Consider the following 19313-nt stretch of genomic DNA (forward strand, 5'->3'; position numbering starts at 1 on the left):
GGGAGTGTACATGGCAACTAGCAATCTAGACCAGCAGGAACGTAAACTATCCACATACGTGAGCGAAGACACGGAAGATGTTGATGATGAACTGGCGGAATCGGCTATGACCTTGATCGAGCACCTGGAGGAGCTGCGCAAGCGCATCTTCAAGAGCCTGATCTCCGTTGTGATCTTTTCAGTCATCGCCTTCATCTTCCGTGTGCAAATTATTCACTTCCTGTCCGCGCCCTTGCCAAAAGCATCAGATGTACTTGGTGGTGGCAGGATCGCGGTGACGGGGATCGCAGAAGGCTTTACTGTCACACTGCTCATCTCGCTCGCGGTAGGCATCCTGCTCTCAATACCAGTTCTTCTCTACCAGACCTGGGCCTTTATCGCCCCTGGACTCTATAAGCATGAGAAGAAGCATGCCGTACCCTTTATTCTGATTGGTATCGTGCTCTTTGTCGCGGGCATCTCGCTGGGATATGTGACTATTCGCTATCCCCTGGAGTTCCTGGTCCAGTTCTCATCGGATATGTTTACCGAGATAGTCACGGCAGATAGTTACTTTACCTTTATCACGTACTTTATGCTGGCCTTTGGCATCGTCTTCGAGATTCCTCTCGTGTTGACCTTCCTGGCCCTGGTGGGCATTGTAGACTCGAATATGCTGAAGAAGCGGCGCTCAACTGCCCACGTGGGCATGTGGATCGCCTCCTGCTTCATCACGCCGGGAGCGGACGTATATAGTCCCATCATCCTGGGTATAACAATGTCCTGCCTCTATGAATTGTCTATCGTCTTCATTCGCGTCTTCGCCAAAAAATAAGAGGGTAAACAACAAGGGCGCCTGATCGGCGCCCTTGTTGTTTACTTGACCAGAACTTCTTCCCGCTGATCCTGCTCGCTCACATCAATCAGCAGGCGCTCACCAACCCCGCGCCCAAAGCGTCCCCAGAGTATAAAAACAGAGACAGTATAGAGTACTATTGCTATAAGAAATACCGGGCGGTAGCCACTGCGTGCGATTAAGAAGCCCCCAATAGGCGTCGCCAGAGCATTCGCGATATAGAAGGCTGCCTGGTAGATGCTGTTGGCAACTCCACGTCGCCTATGGGGAACGGCCTCCATTGAGAAGGCCTGGAAGACACCATTGCCCATATCCATCAAACCCTGGCGCAACAAGTAGAGCGGGGCGATCAAGGGGAGAAAGATCACAAGGCTAATCACGAGTAAAACGGGGAGGCTAGCAAGGCGTGTAGCAACCACGGTATTGACACGGCCGATCCGCAGCACCAGGAGAGGCGCGACCAGGGTAAGCACGGCGTTGAGGGCGTTCGCTCCACCATCGATGGTGCCAAAGAGCGCGGGCGAGGCACCCAGGAAATGGACAAAATAGAGATTGAAATAAGGGATAAAGAGGCCTGCTCCAAAACCAATCAGCGCCTGCACCAGCACCAGTACAACCAGGGGTCTATGTAACAAGCCTCGTATATCGCTCTCACGCCAGCGCTGGAGCGTTTGCTTCGCCTGGCTGACCATCAATGGCTTATGCCTCTTTTCAGGGGGGTTCAGACGCGTTATAGCGCCTTTTCGCTCAGACACACGAGTTGGGCGATCATTGCTCAGCAGGAAAAGGGGGATAAAGCTTGGGACGGCAATGAGACCAGCGAAGAGGAGTGAGAGTTGATAGGCGCGTGCCTCTGGTTGGTGTGCCAGAACGGCCTCTAGCCACGCGGGCCAGGCTCCCATCAGCCAGGTACTGGCGCGCAGCCAGACCGGGAGTACGCCTCCCAGCAGCTCACCCAGCACGGTCGTAATCAGGGTCACAACAATCGTAAAGCTGAAGAGCAGGGAGCGCTCGGAGCTTGAGCTATTCTGTGTCAGGAAAGGCGCATTGACAACAAGGATAAAGGCGCCCGCCACACCCGCGATAAAGCCGCTACACAGCAAGAATGGCGGTTGGCGCAACAGAAACTGTCCCGTCCCCGCCACGCCCACCGCGACACTGGCCCAGATCAGGATGGCCTTACTTCCAAAGCGATCAATACAGAGGCCGGCGGGGAAGATAGCCAGGCCTGCTCCCACCGTCGTCATAAACAATACCAGTCCTACAAAATCAGTTTTATAGCCGAGTGAGACCAGGTAGAGATTATAGAGAACCTGGATAATGCCGAGCGTCATACCACTCAAGGCGTTGCTAATCAGATACAGGCGCGCGTTGCGCTGAAAGCGACCAAACTGCCGCAGGTACTCAACGAGTAGTGACATTACGCAGTTGTTGTGCCTCCATACGTTGACGCGCTCCCTCGCCATTGCTTGCCTCGATTGGAACTTCAGGTGCCTGCTCTTCCATCAACATACGATAGCCGGGACTCTTAAACTCCAGGCCAGCCGCATCGACACGAGCCTCCTCCTGAGCAAGCGTCTCGCGTCGCATCAGACCGGGAAGGAAGAAGGCCTTCAAGATGGTCTGTGCCTGCACGGTACGCGCACGCGCCTCGATGAGGCCCTTCGCCGCTTTATCGGCGAGCTGTACCGTCTTTGTGTCGACCTTCTGCACGCCCGCGGGAACCTTCGCCACGGTACGCGCAAGCGCGCTCTCGTTCTCGTCAGGCGGCAAGCCCTGCCTGGCACGCATGGTCGCCTGGTTGACACTCTCCACTTCCGGGCGCACCTTCTGTACCACGTTCACCTTCTCGCGCAGCAGGCTTAGTCCCCAGGCCATAGCAAAGTTCAAAGCCACTGAGACGATAATGAACACAAAGGCAAACAGGCAGATGATGATGGCCGCGATGCGCCCCCCCATCTCCAGGATGGGATTGACTCCAAGGACTAGAAACATTAGTCACCTCCCGCGCTCGCCTGCATAGCCTCCCGCTGCTGGTTCAGGCGCTCTTCGTATTTACTCCGCTTGCTCCCTTTACCAAAGAACACTTTGACCATCTCACCCGCGGCAACTGCACCCGCGGCCGCGCGCACACCAGGTGCGACAATCAGATCGCTGGCCAGATTCGAGACAGTTCCAACGACCGAGGCCGTATGTCCGGCAGTTTTGGCTGTATCCTGTACAATGCTAACGGTCTCCTGTAGAGAAGAGACGAGCGGTTTAGCCTCATCACGTATAGTTTTGATCGTTCCAATGAGTGAGAAGACCGAGTAGATCTGCATGAACGTCGCGAACACCAGGAACGCGGCCAGAATCATCAGGATAATGTAAAGCGCCTCTAACAGCCACCCAAAATAGGCCGCCGCAATAATAAACAAGATGATTGCCACAAGTATTACGACGCCCACGATCAGCACAGTCTTTATTGCACCCCGCATAGTGGCCTCCCATAAAAATCTTCAGTAGTTCTTTTTCATTATAACGCACGAACTGAACGTGTTTAAACGCGAGTTATCGATCACAATCGGGGCAATAGCTTTTACTACCTATCAGGATTGCCCCTGGACAAAAACTACTCCTACCCTTATATACGCACAGGATGCCGTCTGCGTCTACAATTTCGCCATCTTCTTCATGCATCCACCATTAATCTCTACCTTTTGGCACGCGAGAGAAGGCTGAGTAAGCTCTGCCCCTACAATTTTGCTGGATGTATGCGTTCGACTCTTTTTTGTTCGCATCTAATTTTGTGGATACACCATTCATCTGCGGCTTTTGGCGTATCTTTTTGCCATACCCATCCGTACTAGAGAGGAGAGGATTTAACTCCTCAATTTCATCGCATTCTCGACGCGCCCAGCGCTGATATATATCATTATTGGCAAACTCTTTAGGAGATGTCGCCCTTACAAAACCTGGAGGAGGTTTTCTAGAAAACATGGGAATTTTGCTGCTGCCCCTTGCGGATTCCGTCATTATGACGGGTGACGTGCTAGGATATCATATCGAGATCACGATTGGGACGCTGATTGTCTGGGGCGTGGCCCTGCTCATTGGGCTGATCGCGGAATTTATCGTTGGCTGGCGTCTCCCCTACGGCATTTTTGGCGCTTTCGTTGCGGGCCTGGTCGGGACATGGCTGGCGACTGAGGTGTTTCACTTTAGCCTGCCCATAGACTATGTCTTCCACGATATTCCCCTCTTAAAAGCCCTGCTGGGTGCGCTCTTGCTGATTGTGCTCTGGCACCTGGTCACCTACCCACTCTGGCATAAACGCAGCCACCGTTCACGTCGCTATGCAGCAGCCAGGTAGTGTACCTGATGCGCAAGGTTTTTGGCAAGGTTTTTGTATAGTGGATGTGGTGCATGCTCACGGCCCTGGGGCCGTGAGCATGCACCACATCCACTATACAAGCGAGCGCCACAGGCGCAAGAGACCACGCTCCTCAGCGTAGTGTTTACATAATTTATATATATGATATAATTCAAGCGCAGAAATAAGCTCGACTAAGGTAGTCTTCCACCCTATTTTATGCACTCTTTTCCAATCTTAACTCGCAATACGAAGGTCTAGAGGTTTTCTGTGCCTACGCTCATTACTTTTACGATTAGTGCTTTCGTGACTTTTTTGACTATTATCGATCCCGTTGGTCTGGCTCCCGTCTTTGTTGGCCTCACCTCCCACCTCTCACAGGCCCAGCGCAAGGTAGTTATCGCCCGTGCCACCTTAATCAGTGCCGCAATTATTGCCTTCTTCGCTATTGTTGGTCGCTTTCTGCTGGACCGCCTGGGAATCTCGCTCTATGCGTTTAATATCGCGGGTGGCGTCCTGCTCTTTATGGTCGCTATCGATATGCTCTTTGGTCGCCCCTCAGGGGCACGCGAGACCAAGGAAGAAGAGGAAGAGGCCATGACCCGTGAGGATATCAGCGTCTTCCCTCTTGCTATTCCCCTGATCGCTGGTCCTGGAACCATTGCCACGACGATTCTCTATGTAGGACAGGCCTCGACACAGCCAATGTTGCTCCTATCGGTCTTTCTGGCGATTGCCAGTGCCCTGGCCCTGGCCTGGGTTGCCATGCGCAGCAGTTCCTGGATCATTCAGCGCGTTGGGCGTACCGGCATTATGGTCTTCTCCCGCATTCTGGGCATTCTGCTAGCAGCCCTGGCCATACAATTTGTGCTGAATGGTGTAACCACCTTTGCCCACACCAGCGGCTTTATCAAGTAAGAGGTCTGGGTAAAGAGGTCCTGCCATCTTTGCTCCCTTCAGCCAGGTTGCGACTATTGAGGCGCCCGTTCGTATCTAATAATAAGCCCAAACGTTACGATATATAGAAGTAGAGATGCAGCCATAGACACGAGGAATGCTTGAAGATCAGTCCGCAACAGCAGCAGCAGCCAGCCACCACGCCTACAGCGCGTGATCGCCTGAGCTACCAGGTGGCCCTTTCCAGCTACCAGTCTCGCCGTGGCCTCGATAAGATAGCCTGGGTGACCTGGCTGCTTGTTCTGGGCATGAGCCTCCTCTGGATGCTCACCGCGTACAAGGCGGCACTTGCTGCCGGTGCTCATAGCTGGCAGACAATCCTTACACATGTCTGGGCCAACGCGATCTCGATTCAGCCGGCAGACGACGCCTCGCTCACGCAGGTTCTGATCGATTATGGGGCCAAATATAATCCGGCCATCGTGCAGCAACATGAGTACTGGCGCTTCTTGACACCCATGTTTCTCCATGCGAACCTCCTGCACCTGGGGCTTAACATGTTGAACCTGCTGATGTTAGGTATCTTCCTGGAGCGTTTGCTTGGTCATACGCGCTACCTGTTTCTCTACATCATCACTGGTATTATTAGTGTTCTCGCGAGCTTCTATTTCGCGCCAGAGGAGGTTAGCCTGGGGGCCTCGGGAGCTATCTTTGGCCTGGTGGGCGTCTTTAGTATCTTTGTGATTACCCATCGACGCGCCTTTCCCTTTGGTGGTCTCTTCTCGATTCTTTATCTCATCGTTATCATTGGGATCAATCTCGGTGTGGGCTTTATGATCGCAAATGTCGATAACTATGCTCACTTTGGCGGCTTAATAAGTGGCTTCCTTCTGGGATTGTGGTTTAGCCCGCTTTATCGCAGTTCATCACCCTATACCGTCGTCGACCGCCACAGCCTGACAAAGCGCTGGCCCTTGGCCCTGTTGACAATCTTAGGTACACTGATACTTACAGTCATTTCCCTATATCTAGTAGGGACAAAAGTATAACGAGAAGTACCTTTCGAAAACCTGAGCGCGCTAGCCGCCCCCATTCGGGGACGCGGCGCCGCTTTCGCTTGTCTCCAAATGGGGATTGGTTTTCGTATAAGGAGGAAATACCTTCTCGCCTACCCTTGCTGGTTCTTTTTGGAGGATTCTTGTGGAAGCACAAATGGATATACAGACATACCTGGAACAGGGTAAGCAAGCCCTGGCTCAAGGTCACCCACGTGAGGCCGCCATCGCCTATGCACACGGCGCTCAGCTCGAGTCTGATAACCCGATGATTCACCTGGGCCTGGCGGAAGCCAACCTGGGACTGGGGAGTTATGGCGTGGTACAGATGGCCTGCCGCCGCGTGCAGGAGCTACAGCCCGCTGGTGGACAGGAATCCCACCTGGCACAGGCCCTGCTCGACCTCCTTGATCGACGCTTCGAGCGCGCACTTCAGAGTGTCGATGCCGTCATCAGTGAGGGCCCGGGCATCGCCTATGCGCATGCGCTACGCTCACACCTGCTACGCGCCATGGGACAGACCTATGACGCCAACCTGGCACGCGCACGCGCAGCACGCCTCTCCTATGGTGGACGCTTCGAGCACTGCTTCCCCAATGTTGAGCCACTCACGCCACCCGAGCCAGCCAAGCAGTCTGTCCAGCCAACTGTACTTCCTACCAATGCGGCGATTGGAGCCAACAGAGAGTCCATCCCCACCTGGTCACGCCCGAATGGGATGCAGCGTCGTATGATTCGCACGCGCTTCATGATAAACCAGATGCCCGGCCTGGTAACAAATACCATTGTCGCGCTCAGTATCATCGCCCTTCTCCTCGTTTCTACAGGTGTTGTTACCTTTAGTGGGGCAAATCCTCTCACGTATGTGGCTGCCATCTTCCTCACGGGCAGTCTCATACAGCTCGCCATCAACCTCATCTCGCTCTTCTTTGTCGGGCGAGCCGTCGAGGTACTCTTCGGCAAGTGGCGCTATATCGTCATCTACCTGGCATCCGGACTTATCGGTATCCTTGTCGATCAGTACTTTACAGGCAGCCTTGTCCCAGGCATGACCTATGCCGTCTTTGGCATCTTTGGGGCCCTGGGTGGCTTCTACTTTATCAACCGCAAATCCCTGGGTGGCTTTGGTCAGGGCGCGTTCCAGCAATGGCTGATATTCGCAGTCCTCAACATCGTGTTGAATATCGCCTTTGCCCAGGGGCAACTAACCCTGGTCTATGGGCTAATCGCCAGCATCGTCGGTGGCCTGATCATCGCGGTCCTGCTGGCTCCACGTCAGCGCCGCAACCTCTTCTAGCAGCTACCACCCAACAAGAGACAAGGGGAAGCATCTTGAGAGATGCTTCCCCTCTTTTTTCGCCCTTTGCTTGTTGCCGCTCACGTTAAACTTAATAGTAGGAAGTCGAGCTTGCAATCTCGCTGTGACCCGGCTGAGTCACAAAAGTCCTGCCCACGTTCCAGAGTTGTCGCCGTTGAGCGTGGCCGGGATGATCTATCCATGCCCTTTACCCCCCTGCTCGGCTTCCACATTCTTCCGCCCTTCTTTCTACACTATCCATTCACACGCTCATCCACAAGTTCGGCGACGATACGGCCGGAGAGCATGACCAGGGGTATGCCGCCGCCGGGATGGGTGCTCCCGCCCACAAAGTAAAGGCGCTCAACCTCAGGAGAGCAGTTGCCGGGACGCGTAAAGGGAGCCATGCGATCGTTGGAGGAAAGGCCGTAGATTGAGCCAGCATTTGAGCCATATTTCTGCCAGAAGTACTCGGGCGTGAGCATCTCTTCACAGACAATGTGTTCGCGCAGGTCGCTCAGGTCAACCTGTTTGTAGCTGGCAAGCAGGTCCAGAATACGCTCGCGATAGGCTGGCGCCTCGCGCTGCCAATCTATGGCCTCAGTCAGATAGGGCGCGTTCACGAGAATAAACAGGTTTTCGCCTCCTGGAGGGGCCTGCGTTGGATCAGTGCGCGTGGTGGCACAGATATAGATAGTGGGATTCTGGATGGGCACACGCTTCTCGAAGAGGTCAGCGAACTCAGCCTGGTAGTCATCGGAGAAGAAAATGTTGTGGTGCTCCAGGTCAGGATAGGTCTTGTCTGTTCCCAGTAGCAAGACGAAACCGGAGCAGGATGGCTCAAGCTTTGTAAGCTTACACAGGGTTGCCTGCTTTTGCACAGCGGGCGAAAGCAGTTGAGAGTGTGTGGTCACGACATCGCTATTGGCGACGACGGCATCGCAGTGAAGCACCCGGCCATCAGCCAGTACGATGCCTCGCACCTCTGGACGTGAACGCGTGAGTTTGCGACGCACTGAGACCTGGATACGTTTTACCTCGCAATTGGTCTCAAGTGTGACACCCAGTTCGCGGGCCAGTTTCTCCAGCGCCCGCGCGATACTATACATTCCCCCACGCGGATACCAACCTCCATCTGCCATCTCGACATAGGGAATCAGGCTGTAGACTGCGGCCACCTGGTAGGGCGAGGAACCATTATAGGTCGCATAGCGCGCAAAGAACTGGCGCGCATGCTCATCCTGGAAGAAGCGCCGCACCTCCTGGTCCAGCGTACGCGACGAGAGAGCCGCCATGACGGCCCGCCAGCGCCTGCTCAGCGACTCATCAGCGCCCGCGCCTGATTCATGACCCTTTAAGACATAGTGCCAGAAGGTTCGCACGATATTCAGTGGACTCCCCAGGCTATGGTAGAGAAAGGGGTCAGCCGCGGCCTCGTAGATCGAGCGCGCATGCTCAAAGAAACGGCGAAAGGCCTCCCCATCCTCGGGATTGAGCCGGGCAAACTCCTGAGCCAGGAGTTCATGGTCACGCCAGGCATTGAAGACAACGCCATCCCGATAGAAATAGCGACAGGTGACCTCCAGAGGGATCAGCTCCAGGTAGTCTTCTAAACGCCTACCGGCAACCACGAAGAGTTCGCGCAGGACGTGGAGCATGGTTACGAGCGAGGGGCCGGTATCAAAGGCAAAGCCCTCCTTCTCAATCAGGTTGAGTTTGCCGCCGACCTGGGCCTGGCGCTCCAACACATGGACGCGATGCCCCTTTGTGACCAGGTGGATGGCGGCAGAGAGGCCACCAATGCCTGCGCCTATGACAATAATTTCTCTTCCCTGTTCAGACATATCTATCTATTCTGGCAGGCATTTTCTCGCCCTGGCGCTGCCTGGGGCCTGCTCGCTCCTCATAATTATGGTAATCCATCTACCAGGATACTTACCAAGCGCCTAAATGGGTAATCGGACCGCTAGCGCCGTCGCGCATAGGCCAGGAGAATGAGTCCCGACAGCAGGGCGCAAGCGCAGCCACCATAGTAGCCATGCGCCAGGTCGATCAGGAAAAACATCAGGAGACTTAGAGCAAAGAGGAGGCGCGGAAGGCGCAGAGCCAGGCGGGGAGGCCCAACCCGGAAGACCTGGACGGGCGCGAACTGACGATCCGTGAGCCAGACCAGCAGGCAGACAAGCACAAACCAGCTCACAAAGTTCACCAGGGGAATACCATAATAGATGCTGCCAACGGGCGCCCAGCGCCAGTAATCAACGATATGAGCAGCTACAGGCTCAATTGCGCCATCCAGCAGCACAGCAGCCGTGCCCGCCGCCAGGATGTCGAAGAGGCTGAGGCGAAAGCCAGGGCGTAGCGAGCGTACCCATCCATAGACACCAAAGATCACCAGCACCCAGGCAAACATGACGGGCAGAGGGACGCCTCCAGGCAGAGAGGGCAACAAGACGGCTGTATACACATAGCGGCCAAAGGGGAAACCGGTAGTAACGCCCAGGGTCTCGGCCAGGTAGGAGAGGATAATCACAAGCAGTCCAGCCTGGACAGCCCTCCGCCTGCCATAGAGGAAGGCAGTCGCTAGTAGAAGGAGCACGCCTTCAAGATAGAGGAGAAAGCTCGCCGCCCAATCCATAGGGAAGGGTGGTTTCACATCGAATGCCACCCCAATTACCGCCAGAACATAGAGCAGGCAAAACATAGCGAAGAGAATACGGAGCACAAGCGGCCCCGGCGCGCTTCGTGTATGACGCCCAATCGCTGATATACGCATGTTACGTACTCTTCTTTTATTGCTACTCAGGGCCGCGTTGCACAATCGAGAGAATGCGCATATAGCCGCTCCCCTTGATCACGGTTTTCATAGCGCCGGTCGTAACATCCATCGCGTAGATGGCATTATCAGCATAGCTTGTCAGGATATGGTTGTTCACCCAGGGCCCTAACTCAACAAAGCGTGCGGACGTAATCGCCAGAACGCCTGGCTTGGCGACCTGAACCTGCTTCCCATTGCCATTAATCTGCGTCATATACAAGGCGCTATGACGCGCAAAGGGAGCCTGCTCATCGCTAGAAAAGATAACGTAGGCCAGCGTAAGCCCATCCGGCGAAACCTGTGGCGAGAGGACCCAGTGATAGTCGGCATTATTATTTAAACCATGTTGTTCAGGCAAGAATATCTGAGCATTTCCCAGCGTGGCTTTCGATGCGTCCAGGTTAGCAATCGCCAGGCTATTGGCATTGTTCTGACCAGCAATATCATCTGGCACGCTATTATCTGTCGGTGCAGTCACCACGCCACTATAGGTTGAGTAGAGCAAGGCATTGCTTGCAGGCGTCAACAAGAGGGGCATCTGTGAGACGTCGTCGGTCAGCAAACTCTTTGGATCTTGGTCTTGCGCCAGCGAGTCATCCTGCGTACTGGGTAGATCTAGCAGCCAGAGGCCATACTGCGTAGAGCGACGATCACCGCGATCATCAGTCAAGAGCAGTTGCTGGGGTGCCTGGTTCTTTCTATTTGGCAGAAATGAGAACACACGAAAACAGGGGCAATTCGTATTTGCCTGTTGATAGACCAGTTTGGTATGGTCTAACGCTCCCGTGTAGAGGCTCACATTCCCATTACCGCTTTTAGGAGCCGTACTCCAGGCGATTGAGAGGCCATCGCTGCTGAGCGCCAGCGATGTGACAACCTGCTTGCTGTCCACAGCCGCGATTTGTCTGGAGGTTCCACCAAAGATATCGCTGAGCCAGATACCATTCCCAACATAGATGACCTGCCCAAGGGAATTCACCCGTGGCGGAATCGAGCGGCTATAGGTATACCCCGGAGTATCAAGCTTCTGCGGCGTGCCTCCACCCAGTTGCACGGCGTATAGGCCATCCTGGGCCTCATAGACAACATACTGACCTCCAGGCACTTGCAAGGTATCCGTCGGATTCTTGCCCGAGAACTGGAAGAGGCCGTTGTCGTCGCTTTGAGGCGTAGGACTGGGTGTTAACAACTGGTTGGCCCTGGCCGTTGCCGTTGCCGAGGACTCCTGGGCCGCCATTTGCGCGTGCTGGTTGAGCGCGATAAAAAGCTGGGCGGTTAGAATAATCAAGAGCAGGCTTACCAGTGCCAGTAGCGTTACGATGCTGATACGTGTCGAGCGTATCGCTTGTGGTGGGGTCGGCTGCGTCTTGTGGTCTTGTGGCTTTTCAGGCGGACTATCTATATGCTGCGTCAATGTTTTTTCTGCTCCACATCTCATCTCTTAGCGTCTATCAGTATACATGAAAGCGCCTTATTCTGGAAAGTCACTAGCACAGCTTACCTGTTAGCGCGTTCTGCAAAGCGCGGCGCTCCCCACACGGTCGACATACGCTCGCTACGACCGATATTCTCCTCTATGACGACTGCTAGCGACTATTCAGGCCCTATAAGCGCGTCTATCTTCTGTTTTAGTTTCTTTGTGAGTGTACTTTTGTATAAAGGCCAGCGAGCGCTCCTCTACCTCTTGCCGGTCATGGTCTTTCATCACAAGATGGTATGAGCGTTTGAGGACCACGAGTTGCTTCTCAGGTGAACCCAGAAGGCGATAAATTTCGTGTCCATCGCGGACTGGCACTACATGGTCACGTTGGGCCGCGATAATCAGGGTTGGCATAGTGACACACGACAGTTCTTCGCGCAACCGGGGCAGGTAGAGCAGCATGCTCTCAACCGAGGCCATCGGGGTCCAGCGATAGACATTACGAGTATAGCGCTTACGAGCTTGTGCATCGCGAAGATCCTCTCTCAACGTGGGTAAGAAAGGAGTCAACTGCCTAACCATGCGAATCGCGGGCAACATCCAGGGACGCATATAGAGCGGAGCGCACATGGCGATCACGCCGGATACCTCTTCATGAGCGGCGATATGCAGGCATAGCGCGCCACCCAGCGAGTGGCCAACCAGGAAGACCTGGTCGCAGTGGAGTTTAAAGGCTCGTACCGCCTGTTGCAAGGCTGAGGCCCAGTCATGCCAGCCAATCGTCAACATATCCTGTACCTGTGTGCCATGACCCGGCAAGAGAATATTCTCGACGCGCATCCCCTGAGCTAGAAAGAGTTGCTCAAGCTCTTCCATATCGCTGCGATTCCCGTTCAGCCCATGGACCAGTACTACGCCGACGCGCGCACGCTCCGGCCCTTTGATAGTCACTTCACCCGCACCCTGCTGATCTCGAAACTCCGCATGCTCCATGACCTTGCCTCGCGTTTCCTCGCTAGTTCACCACACTCTCTTCTTAATACGTTCTACGATGCTCCCTGGACACTTTTCCTATCCTAAGCCTCGTACTTTTAGCTGAACGGGAATAATTTGTGAGTTATGCGTCTTCTTAATAATAGAGATAGAGAAGAAAAAAGGGAGGCGACAGTGTACGCTTTACTCCTATTTTCTCCTGCTTTTAACGCTGTACCCATTTACACGGATAGTACTCATTGTCTTCACAAGGGGATAATGCTATAGTCTTGTCCATATTACCTGTGTCTTATTCATGAAGAAAGAAGTCGAAAGGGACTTGACGATGGAGTTCGCTACCAAGGCCATTCACGCCGGACAGGAGCCAGATCCAACTACCGGCGCGATCATGACGCCAATTTATCAGACTTCAACCTATGCCCAGAGTGGCATGGGTGAACATAAAGGTTATGAATACGCCCGTACCGGGAATCCAACGCGCACTGCGCTTGAGGCCTGCCTTGCCGCGCTCGAAAATGGGCGCTATGGCCTGGCCTTCGCCTCTGGACTCGCCGCCGAAAGCGCTGCCTTGAGTTTGCTGAGCGCGGGCGATCATATTGTCTCGTGCGACGATCTCTATGGCGGCACCTACCGTATCTTTGATCGCATCATGAGCCGCTATAACGTTGAGACCTCGTATGTCACAGCCAACCGTGTCGAGGCGTATGAGCAGGCAATTCGTCCCAACACCAAAATCATCTGGCTAGAGACACCTACCAATCCGCTGCTCAGCCTGGTTGACATCCGCGCAGTCGCTGAGGTCGCGCACCGCCATAATGTGTTGCTCGTCGTCGACAATACCTTCTCCAGCCCCTACTTCCAGCGTCCACTCGACCTGGGAGCCGATATCGTCCTGCACAGCACAACCAAGTATATCAATGGCCATAGCGACGTCATCGGCGGGGCCTTGATCATGAATGACCAGAGCGTCTACGAGGCCATTAAGTTCCACCAGAACGCCGCTGGAGCGGTTCCTGGCCCCTTCGACGTCTGGCTGACCCTGCGCGGCATCAAGACACTCGCGGTACGTATGCGCCAGCACGAAGAGAACGCGCGCGTCGTCGCCAACTTCCTGTCTGAGCATAAGCGCGTTGAGAAGGTATACTATCCCGGCCTCGCCTCGCATCCAGATCACGAGTTGGCCCGGCGGCAGATGAGTGGCTTTGGCGGCATGGTCTCCTTCCAGTTCAAGGGAACCCTGAGCGATGTCGATACCGTTGTGCGCCGCTTGCGCGTCTTCACCTTCGCTGAGAGCCTCGGGGGCATCGAGTCACTGGTCTGCCATCCCGCTAGCATGACGCATGGCTCAATCCCCAGGGAGATCCGCGAGGCCCGCGGCCTGAACGATACCCTCCTGCGCCTCTCGGTAGGCATTGAGGACATCTCGGATATCCTGCGTGATCTCGAACAGGCGCTCGCCTAACCGCCTGACACGCATCTTCAAGCTGGCATGGACTGGAAGCCCCCGTTTCAGAATTTTAACGGCCAGGATCGGGAGCTTCTGTAGGGTCCATGCTGGCATGGACTCGCCCGGCCCGCAGAACGACACCTAGATGTGAGAAGGTCGCTGCGCTCGGGAGGCCGAGCAAGCTCTGCCCCTACAGGTTAGGATCGCTGCGGCTGACCTTCCCGGCGAAGCTGACCTGCTGAGATTTTTTCAAGCTGGGGGAGCTTGTTTGACAGACCTTCGGCACTTCTGATATAATCTACGCGCACTTACCCAATCCGACACAAGTGTCGGATCTTTTTTGTGCAAGTCTCTTTTTCGTACCCTTGGGGTACTCTTCTAAGTGCCTATGAGGAAAACTGAGCGCGTGAGCGCTAGCCACGAGAGTGGCGTTGGTTTCCGCATATGAAGTAAGTTCGAAGAGGCAATCTTTCGGGGAGGAAGTTTACTTAACATGCCAAATAATGCATCTGCGGAAAAGCGCATGCGCCAGGAACAGAAGCGCCGCGCACACAACCGCAGCGTCAAATCCAGGGTGAGATCCACCATCACAAAGGCACGCACAGCCATCACCACCGATAGCGTCGCCTTTGATGCCAGCGAGGCTGCCGTTCGCGCCGCTATCAGCGAGCTAGACCGCGCCGCCAAGAAAGGCGTCATTCACAAAAACAATGCTTCTCGCCGCAAATCGCGCTTGATGAAGCAGCTCAACACAACTAAAGTCTCTGAGAAGTAATTTTTGCGCCCATTGCTCTGCCATCTTGCTGTTCACAATCGATGAGCACTGAGCGCACCAGGAGGTATTAGGATGGCCGACAATAAAGTCGTAACGAAGCCAGCAGGGCGGGCGCTACTGGCCGCTGTCGAAAGTGCTCAGTTACGCAAAGATGTTCCTGAAATAAAGTCTGGCGATACCGTCCGTCTGCAAGTCAAAGTTGTTGAAGGTAACCGCGAACGCCTTCAGCCGTTCGAAGGCGTCGTCATGCGCCTGCGCGGCAACAGCGTCAACCGTAACTTCACCGTCCGCCGTATTACCAATGGCGTCGGTGTTGAGCGCACCTTCCTTCTCCATTCTCCCCGTGTAGAGAAGATTGAGGTTCTGCGCCACGCTCGCGTCCGCCGCAAGCAGCTCTACTTCCTGCGTGGTCTAACCGGCAAGGCTGCTCGTCTGAAGGAGATCCGTCCTATGACCAGCAAGCAGGCCGCTGAGAAGGCTGCGAAGGCTGAGGCTCGCGCAGCAGCCGCTCATGCAGAAGACTAAAAAATCTTCGCCAACACTCGTAGAAGAAATGGCCCTGTTTGAACAGGGCTATTGCTTTATTGCCGGGCTTGATGAGGCAGGGCGGGGCTGCCTGGCAGGCCCAGTGGTGGCCGCAGCCGTCATTCTGCCTCTTGAGTCCGATCCAACGCCTGTCCTGGCCCGTTTCGCAGGTGTCAATGACTCCAAACAGCTAAATGAGGCTGCACGCGAGCGCCTCTATGATGTGATTATGGAGCACGCCCTAGCCGTTGGCGTTGGTATTGGCTCGGTTGAGCTGATCGATCAGCGCAATATCCTCCAGGCAACGCTCCAGTCTATGCGCATGGCACTCACACAACTGACGCCCTCTGCCCAGGCCCTGCTCCTGGATGCCGTCAAACTCCGTGACATCCCACTTCCACAACTCTCGCTCACCAAGGGCGATTCACGCTGCCTCTCCATTGCCGCCGCCTCGATCATCGCCAAGGTGACACGAGATCGCTTGATGCACCAACTCCACGAGGAATTTCCCCACTATGGCTTTAAACAACACAAAGGCTATGGCACGCCGGAACACCTCGACGCGCTCAAACAATTTGGCGTGACCCCCCATCACCGCCGCAGCTTCTCTCCTATTCGCGAGATGCTCTTTGGCCTCTTCCCAGATACAGCTTTCTAAACATGTTTATCATATGTTTATCCAATATATACAACTTTTTTGATAGCAAGCGCTTTTACTTGACTTTCAAGCGCCGTGCACTTTACACTTATTTATGAAAGGAAACGATCATTTCTATTGTTTCCCTCCCCCTTCTTGCTAGCAGGATCGAAAAGCAGACGTACCGATTTTCAATGCCCTGTCATCAGCCTACTGTTGTCTTCTACATTTAGAAGGAGAGGCGACGATGGAGACCTCGGCTCAGACAAACTACCAAGCAAGTACAGGTCAGTTTCATGAACTATGGCAACTGAGTGGCGCACATGACTTTTCCTCCTGGATCTTTAATAGCACCGCTCTGGCAAACGATGGAACAGTTCTACTAACGCCCGGAGGAGGGAACCAGCATTGTTACTCCGCCTATATCGATGGCGGCAGTGTGAGCTATGATAGCAACATGCAGCTCTGCATTGGGCAGGACCCCTTTGGCCTGGGACAGTATAATCAGCAGAACTACTACAATGGCGGGCAGTTCTACTATGGCGCGCTAATCTCACCCATTCATCAGACCTCACGATCCATCAATAGCCTGGTCGCTTCCTGGAACGCAACCACGCCCGCGGGTACCTGGATACAGACGCATGTCCGTGTGCAAATTAACGGGGCCTGGACACGCTGGTTTAAGCTTCCTATCTGGGCCAGCGATTTGAGCACGGTCCAGCGTCACAGTATTGATGGGCAGAATGATCCCTTTGGCACTGTCGATACCGACACTTTCAGGACGAAAGGACAGCTTGCCACCGCGTATCAGCTCGCGGTCACGCTTTTTAGTACCACGCCCAACACTACCCCTATCCTGTACCGCGTAGCAGCCATCGCCTCGTATGAGACGGACCCACAGCATACACCTCAGATCTCACCCGATAAGAGTGTGTGGGGGCGCAACCTGGGCGTCCCACAGCGCTCACAGATGCTCGTAGAGTACCAGGGACAGGGCTATGGTGGCGGCGGGGAGGTCTGGTGTAGTCCTACCTCGACCAGCATGGTCATGGCCTACTGGTCCAGTATTCTCAACCGGCCAGAGTTGACGCTTACCGTTCCTGCTACGGCACAGGCGACCTATGACTTTACCTACCAGGGCACAGGCAACTGGCCCTTTAATACAGCCCACGCAGGGGCGCATGGCCTGCATGCCTTTATCACACGCATGTACTCCATGAGCCAGGTCGAGCAGTGGATTAAAGTCGGCGTGCCCGTCATCATTAGCATAGGTTTTCAGAATGGGCAGCTCCCTAACGCGCCAATTCCCAGCACCGATGGACATATCATCGTCGTGCGTGGTTTCGCTGCCAATGGCGACGTGATCACCAACGATCCTGCCGGTGCGTCCAACGATAGAGTACAGATTACCTATAACCGGCAGGCCTTACAGAACGCCTGGCTCCGTTCCTCCCATGGCACAGCCTATATCGTCATGCCAGAGAACTGGCAGATGCCCACGGCCAATCGTCTAACCAACTGGTAAGAAAATAGCAGAGAGAGTGGCATGGTGTGCGGTCTTCACTTGCATATCATGCCACTCTCTTATCCATGCATAAATTCTTGCACTTGACTTTATCAATCTTTCTTCCTACACTTTAGGATAAGTGAAGTTAATATGACAATCCTCCCTTTCTTCCAGACATACATCTTTCACTTACCCCTTTACATATTGTTACTATTTTCGAAGAAAGGTTCTCAATGAAGCTATTTCACATTCAGGGGAAGCGCGGCAGTATCTTGCGCTTCTCCCTTAGCACGCTGCTGGCCCTGCTCTGCCTCTCCCTGCTCGCTGGACAATCGGTCCAGGCAGCCACGAGAGCTGATACGCCCGCGCAGTATGATGAGTTCTGGCAGCAGGACTCGCATCACGACTTTGCGGCCTGGTCCCTCAATGGTGCCCAGGTAACGCCATTTGGACACCTCAAGCTTGATTCAGAGAAAAAGCTGACCTGCTCGTCTGACGCTATTGATGGTGGGACAGCATCCTTCGCGGCTTCGGTTGGCCTATGCGCGGGACAAGACCCCTACGCGCCCGGGGCCTATAGCCCCGATTATAACTACTACAATGCTGGCTCCTTCTATTTCGGGACGATTCTCTCGCCCGTGCATACGACCAAACAACCCTTCACCACATCTGTCGCCTCCTGGAATGCGGAGACGCCCGCTGGCACCTGGATTGAGACCCATATTCGCGTGCTAGAGAATGGCACCTGGACACACTGGTATGATCTCCCGATCTGGGCCAGTGATTTCAGCACCATCAAGCGCCACAGCATCGATGGGCAGTATGATGATGGTGGTAGTATCGCGACCGATACCTTCTTTACGGGAGACACGCCCGCGACCGCCTATCAACTCAGCCTGACCCTGTTTACAACCTCACCCACGGTGACACCTGATATTCGACGCGTCACGGCCTTCGCCTCCTACGATTCAGATCCAGCGCATACACCGCAGGTCGCGCCCGATCAGCATGTTTGGGGCAAGAGCTTGAATGTGCCTCAGCGCTCGCAGATGCTGCCTGAGTACAACGGCCTCGGCTATGGTGGTGGCGGCGAGGTCTGGTGCAGTCCTACTTCGACCAGCATGGTCATGGCCTACTGGTCCAACCTGCTCCACTACCCAAAATTGACACAGACCGTTCCCGACGCGGCCCGCGATACCTATGACTTCACATACGAAGGCACGGGCAACTGGCCCTTTAATACGGGTTACTCCGGTAGCTACGGCCTGCGCTCCTTTGTTACTCGTATGTACTCACTTAGCCAGATCGAACAGTGGATTAAGTTTGGCGTACCCATCGTCGTCAGTCTCGCTTATAAGAAAGGTGAGCTACCTGGTACGCCTATCCCCTCCTCTGGTGGGCACCTGCTCGTCGTCAAGGGCTTTACGGCCAGTGGTGATGTCATTACCAATGATCCAGCCGCCGCCAGCGACGACGCCGTCCAGATTGTCTATCCACGCCAGGCCTTCCAGAATGTCTGGTTGAAGTACTCCAATGGTACAACCTATGTAATCTATCCGGAGCTCTGGCCCACTCCCCAGAAAGACCGCCTCTCAAGCTGGTAGAGAGAATAATAAAAGAAGAAGCTGCTGGCGGCTGAGAGCCGCCAGCAGCTTCTTCTTTTATTATTGCCATGAACACGCAGTCTATGGTATGCTTAGCTAAGAAATCCAATAGAAAGAGGCCAGCGCTGATGACAACAATACAGAATGTTCA

At 54.5% G+C, this 19313-nt stretch carries 18 protein-coding genes; 11 read left to right on the forward strand and 7 right to left on the reverse strand.

Going from position 1 to position 19313, the window contains the following annotated elements; all coding sequences use genetic code 11:
- The first annotated feature begins 10 nt into the window (after positions 1-10).
- Positions 11-814: a twin-arginine translocase subunit TatC gene (tatC, locus tag JMJ16_RS24165; protein ID WP_201385637.1), complete on the forward strand. Its 804-nt coding sequence runs from the start codon at positions 11-13 to the stop codon at positions 812-814.
- A 41-nt stretch (positions 815-855) separates the two neighbouring features.
- Here the strand turns inward: tatC and JMJ16_RS24170 are convergent, their stop codons facing one another.
- Genes JMJ16_RS24170 through JMJ16_RS24180 form a run of 3 tightly spaced genes read right to left on the reverse strand, consistent with a single transcriptional unit; the run spans position 856 to position 3312 of the window.
- On the reverse strand, positions 856-2256 hold the full coding sequence (locus JMJ16_RS24170) for an MFS transporter (protein WP_201385638.1): 1401 nt from the start codon (positions 2254-2256) through the stop codon (positions 856-858).
- Complete coding sequence (locus tag JMJ16_RS24175) at positions 2240-2830, reverse strand: hypothetical protein (protein WP_201385640.1); 591 nt, start codon at positions 2828-2830, stop codon at positions 2240-2242. Before JMJ16_RS24175 ends, JMJ16_RS24170 begins: the two co-directional genes overlap by 17 nt.
- Complete coding sequence (locus JMJ16_RS24180) at positions 2830-3312, reverse strand: hypothetical protein (protein ID WP_201385641.1); 483 nt, start codon at positions 3310-3312, stop codon at positions 2830-2832. Before JMJ16_RS24180 ends, JMJ16_RS24175 begins: the two co-directional genes overlap by 1 nt.
- A 500-nt stretch (positions 3313-3812) precedes the next feature.
- Here JMJ16_RS24180 and JMJ16_RS24185 point away from each other — a divergent pair, with 500 nt between their 5' ends.
- The 4 genes from JMJ16_RS24185 (at position 3813) to JMJ16_RS24200 (ending at position 7436) form a co-directional block, all read left to right on the forward strand.
- The gene (locus tag JMJ16_RS24185; RefSeq protein WP_007911652.1) at positions 3813-4187 is read left to right on the forward strand and encodes a hypothetical protein; all 375 of its coding nucleotides are present in this window, start codon (positions 3813-3815) and stop codon (positions 4185-4187) included.
- A 270-nt stretch (positions 4188-4457) separates the two neighbouring features.
- The gene (locus JMJ16_RS24190) at positions 4458-5105 is read left to right on the forward strand and encodes a MarC family protein (RefSeq protein WP_201369502.1); all 648 of its coding nucleotides are present in this window, start codon (positions 4458-4460) and stop codon (positions 5103-5105) included.
- 140 nt (positions 5106-5245) lie between these two features.
- Positions 5246-6133 (forward strand): rhomboid family intramembrane serine protease, encoded by an 888-nt coding sequence (locus JMJ16_RS24195; RefSeq protein WP_201385642.1) that lies wholly within the window; start codon positions 5246-5248, stop codon positions 6131-6133.
- A 163-nt stretch (positions 6134-6296) separates the two neighbouring features.
- Positions 6297-7436: a rhomboid family intramembrane serine protease gene (locus JMJ16_RS24200; protein WP_236601669.1), complete on the forward strand. Its 1140-nt coding sequence runs from the start codon at positions 6297-6299 to the stop codon at positions 7434-7436.
- Positions 7437-7690: 254 nt separating this feature from the next.
- Here JMJ16_RS24200 and JMJ16_RS24205 read toward each other — a convergent pair whose 3' ends face one another.
- The 4 genes from JMJ16_RS24205 to JMJ16_RS24220 all read right to left on the reverse strand — a co-directional run bounded on the left by JMJ16_RS24205 (position 7691) and on the right by JMJ16_RS24220 (position 12667).
- The gene (locus JMJ16_RS24205; RefSeq protein WP_201385652.1) at positions 7691-9280 is read right to left on the reverse strand and encodes an NAD(P)/FAD-dependent oxidoreductase; all 1590 of its coding nucleotides are present in this window, start codon (positions 9278-9280) and stop codon (positions 7691-7693) included.
- A 122-nt stretch (positions 9281-9402) separates the two neighbouring features.
- The gene (locus JMJ16_RS24210; RefSeq protein WP_201385658.1) at positions 9403-10212 is read right to left on the reverse strand and encodes a carotenoid biosynthesis protein; all 810 of its coding nucleotides are present in this window, start codon (positions 10210-10212) and stop codon (positions 9403-9405) included.
- Between the two features lie 22 nt (positions 10213-10234).
- Complete coding sequence (locus tag JMJ16_RS24215; RefSeq protein WP_201385660.1) at positions 10235-11668, reverse strand: hypothetical protein; 1434 nt, start codon at positions 11666-11668, stop codon at positions 10235-10237.
- Positions 11669-11851: 183 nt separating this feature from the next.
- Entirely contained in the window at positions 11852-12667 is an 816-nt protein-coding gene (locus JMJ16_RS24220; protein WP_201385661.1) for a carboxylesterase, read from the reverse strand.
- A 295-nt stretch (positions 12668-12962) separates the two neighbouring features.
- On the opposite strand from JMJ16_RS24220, the gene JMJ16_RS24225 reads away from it, so the two are divergent.
- From JMJ16_RS24225 to JMJ16_RS24250, 6 genes are all read left to right on the forward strand, one after another.
- Positions 12963-14129 carry a cystathionine gamma-synthase gene (locus JMJ16_RS24225; protein WP_255553232.1) on the forward strand — a complete coding sequence of 389 codons (1167 nt, stop codon included), beginning with the start codon at positions 12963-12965 and terminating at the stop codon, positions 14127-14129.
- A gap of 478 nt (positions 14130-14607) precedes the next feature.
- Complete coding sequence (rpsT, locus tag JMJ16_RS24230; protein WP_201385663.1) at positions 14608-14889, forward strand: 30S ribosomal protein S20; 282 nt, start codon at positions 14608-14610, stop codon at positions 14887-14889.
- 72 nt (positions 14890-14961) lie between these two features.
- Positions 14962-15414, forward strand: coding sequence for a 50S ribosomal protein L19 (gene rplS, locus JMJ16_RS24235; protein ID WP_201369511.1), 453 nt, complete (start codon positions 14962-14964; stop codon positions 15412-15414).
- Positions 15401-16072, forward strand: coding sequence for a ribonuclease HII (locus tag JMJ16_RS24240; protein WP_201385664.1), 672 nt, complete (start codon positions 15401-15403; stop codon positions 16070-16072). The genes rplS and JMJ16_RS24240 overlap by 14 nt, the downstream gene beginning before the upstream one ends.
- A 226-nt stretch (positions 16073-16298) precedes the next feature.
- A complete protein-coding gene (locus tag JMJ16_RS24245) occupies positions 16299-17576 on the forward strand; it encodes a C39 family peptidase (protein ID WP_201385665.1) in 1278 nt (425 codons plus the stop codon).
- Positions 17577-17791: 215 nt separating this feature from the next.
- Positions 17792-19162 carry a C39 family peptidase gene (locus tag JMJ16_RS24250; protein ID WP_201385667.1) on the forward strand — a complete coding sequence of 457 codons (1371 nt, stop codon included), beginning with the start codon at positions 17792-17794 and terminating at the stop codon, positions 19160-19162.
- The last annotated feature ends 151 nt before the right edge of the window (positions 19163-19313 follow it).

This window comes from Ktedonobacter sp. SOSP1-52 (assembly GCF_016587395.1).

Coding starts and splice junctions, on each gene's coding strand:
- tatC (WP_201385637.1), top strand. CDS start 11: ATGGCAACTAGCAATCTAGACCAGCAGGAACGTAAACTATCCACATAC.
- JMJ16_RS24170 (WP_201385638.1), bottom strand. CDS start 2,256: ATGTCACTACTCGTTGAGTACCTGCGGCAGTTTGGTCGCTTTCAGCGC.
- JMJ16_RS24175 (WP_201385640.1), bottom strand. CDS start 2,830: ATGTTTCTAGTCCTTGGAGTCAATCCCATCCTGGAGATGGGGGGGCGC.
- JMJ16_RS24180 (WP_201385641.1), bottom strand. CDS start 3,312: ATGCGGGGTGCAATAAAGACTGTGCTGATCGTGGGCGTCGTAATACTT.
- JMJ16_RS24185 (WP_007911652.1), top strand. CDS start 3,813: ATGGGAATTTTGCTGCTGCCCCTTGCGGATTCCGTCATTATGACGGGT.
- JMJ16_RS24200 (WP_236601669.1), top strand. CDS start 6,297: ATGGATATACAGACATACCTGGAACAGGGTAAGCAAGCCCTGGCTCAA.
- JMJ16_RS24205 (WP_201385652.1), bottom strand. CDS start 9,280: ATGTCTGAACAGGGAAGAGAAATTATTGTCATAGGCGCAGGCATTGGT.
- JMJ16_RS24210 (WP_201385658.1), bottom strand. CDS start 10,212: ATGCGTATATCAGCGATTGGGCGTCATACACGAAGCGCGCCGGGGCCG.
- JMJ16_RS24220 (WP_201385661.1), bottom strand. CDS start 12,667: ATGGAGCATGCGGAGTTTCGAGATCAGCAGGGTGCGGGTGAAGTGACT.
- JMJ16_RS24225 (WP_255553232.1), top strand. CDS start 12,963: ATGAAGAAAGAAGTCGAAAGGGACTTGACGATGGAGTTCGCTACCAAG.
- rpsT (WP_201385663.1), top strand. CDS start 14,608: ATGCCAAATAATGCATCTGCGGAAAAGCGCATGCGCCAGGAACAGAAG.
- rplS (WP_201369511.1), top strand. CDS start 14,962: ATGGCCGACAATAAAGTCGTAACGAAGCCAGCAGGGCGGGCGCTACTG.
- JMJ16_RS24240 (WP_201385664.1), top strand. CDS start 15,401: ATGCAGAAGACTAAAAAATCTTCGCCAACACTCGTAGAAGAAATGGCC.
- JMJ16_RS24245 (WP_201385665.1), top strand. CDS start 16,299: ATGGAGACCTCGGCTCAGACAAACTACCAAGCAAGTACAGGTCAGTTT.
- JMJ16_RS24250 (WP_201385667.1), top strand. CDS start 17,792: ATGAAGCTATTTCACATTCAGGGGAAGCGCGGCAGTATCTTGCGCTTC.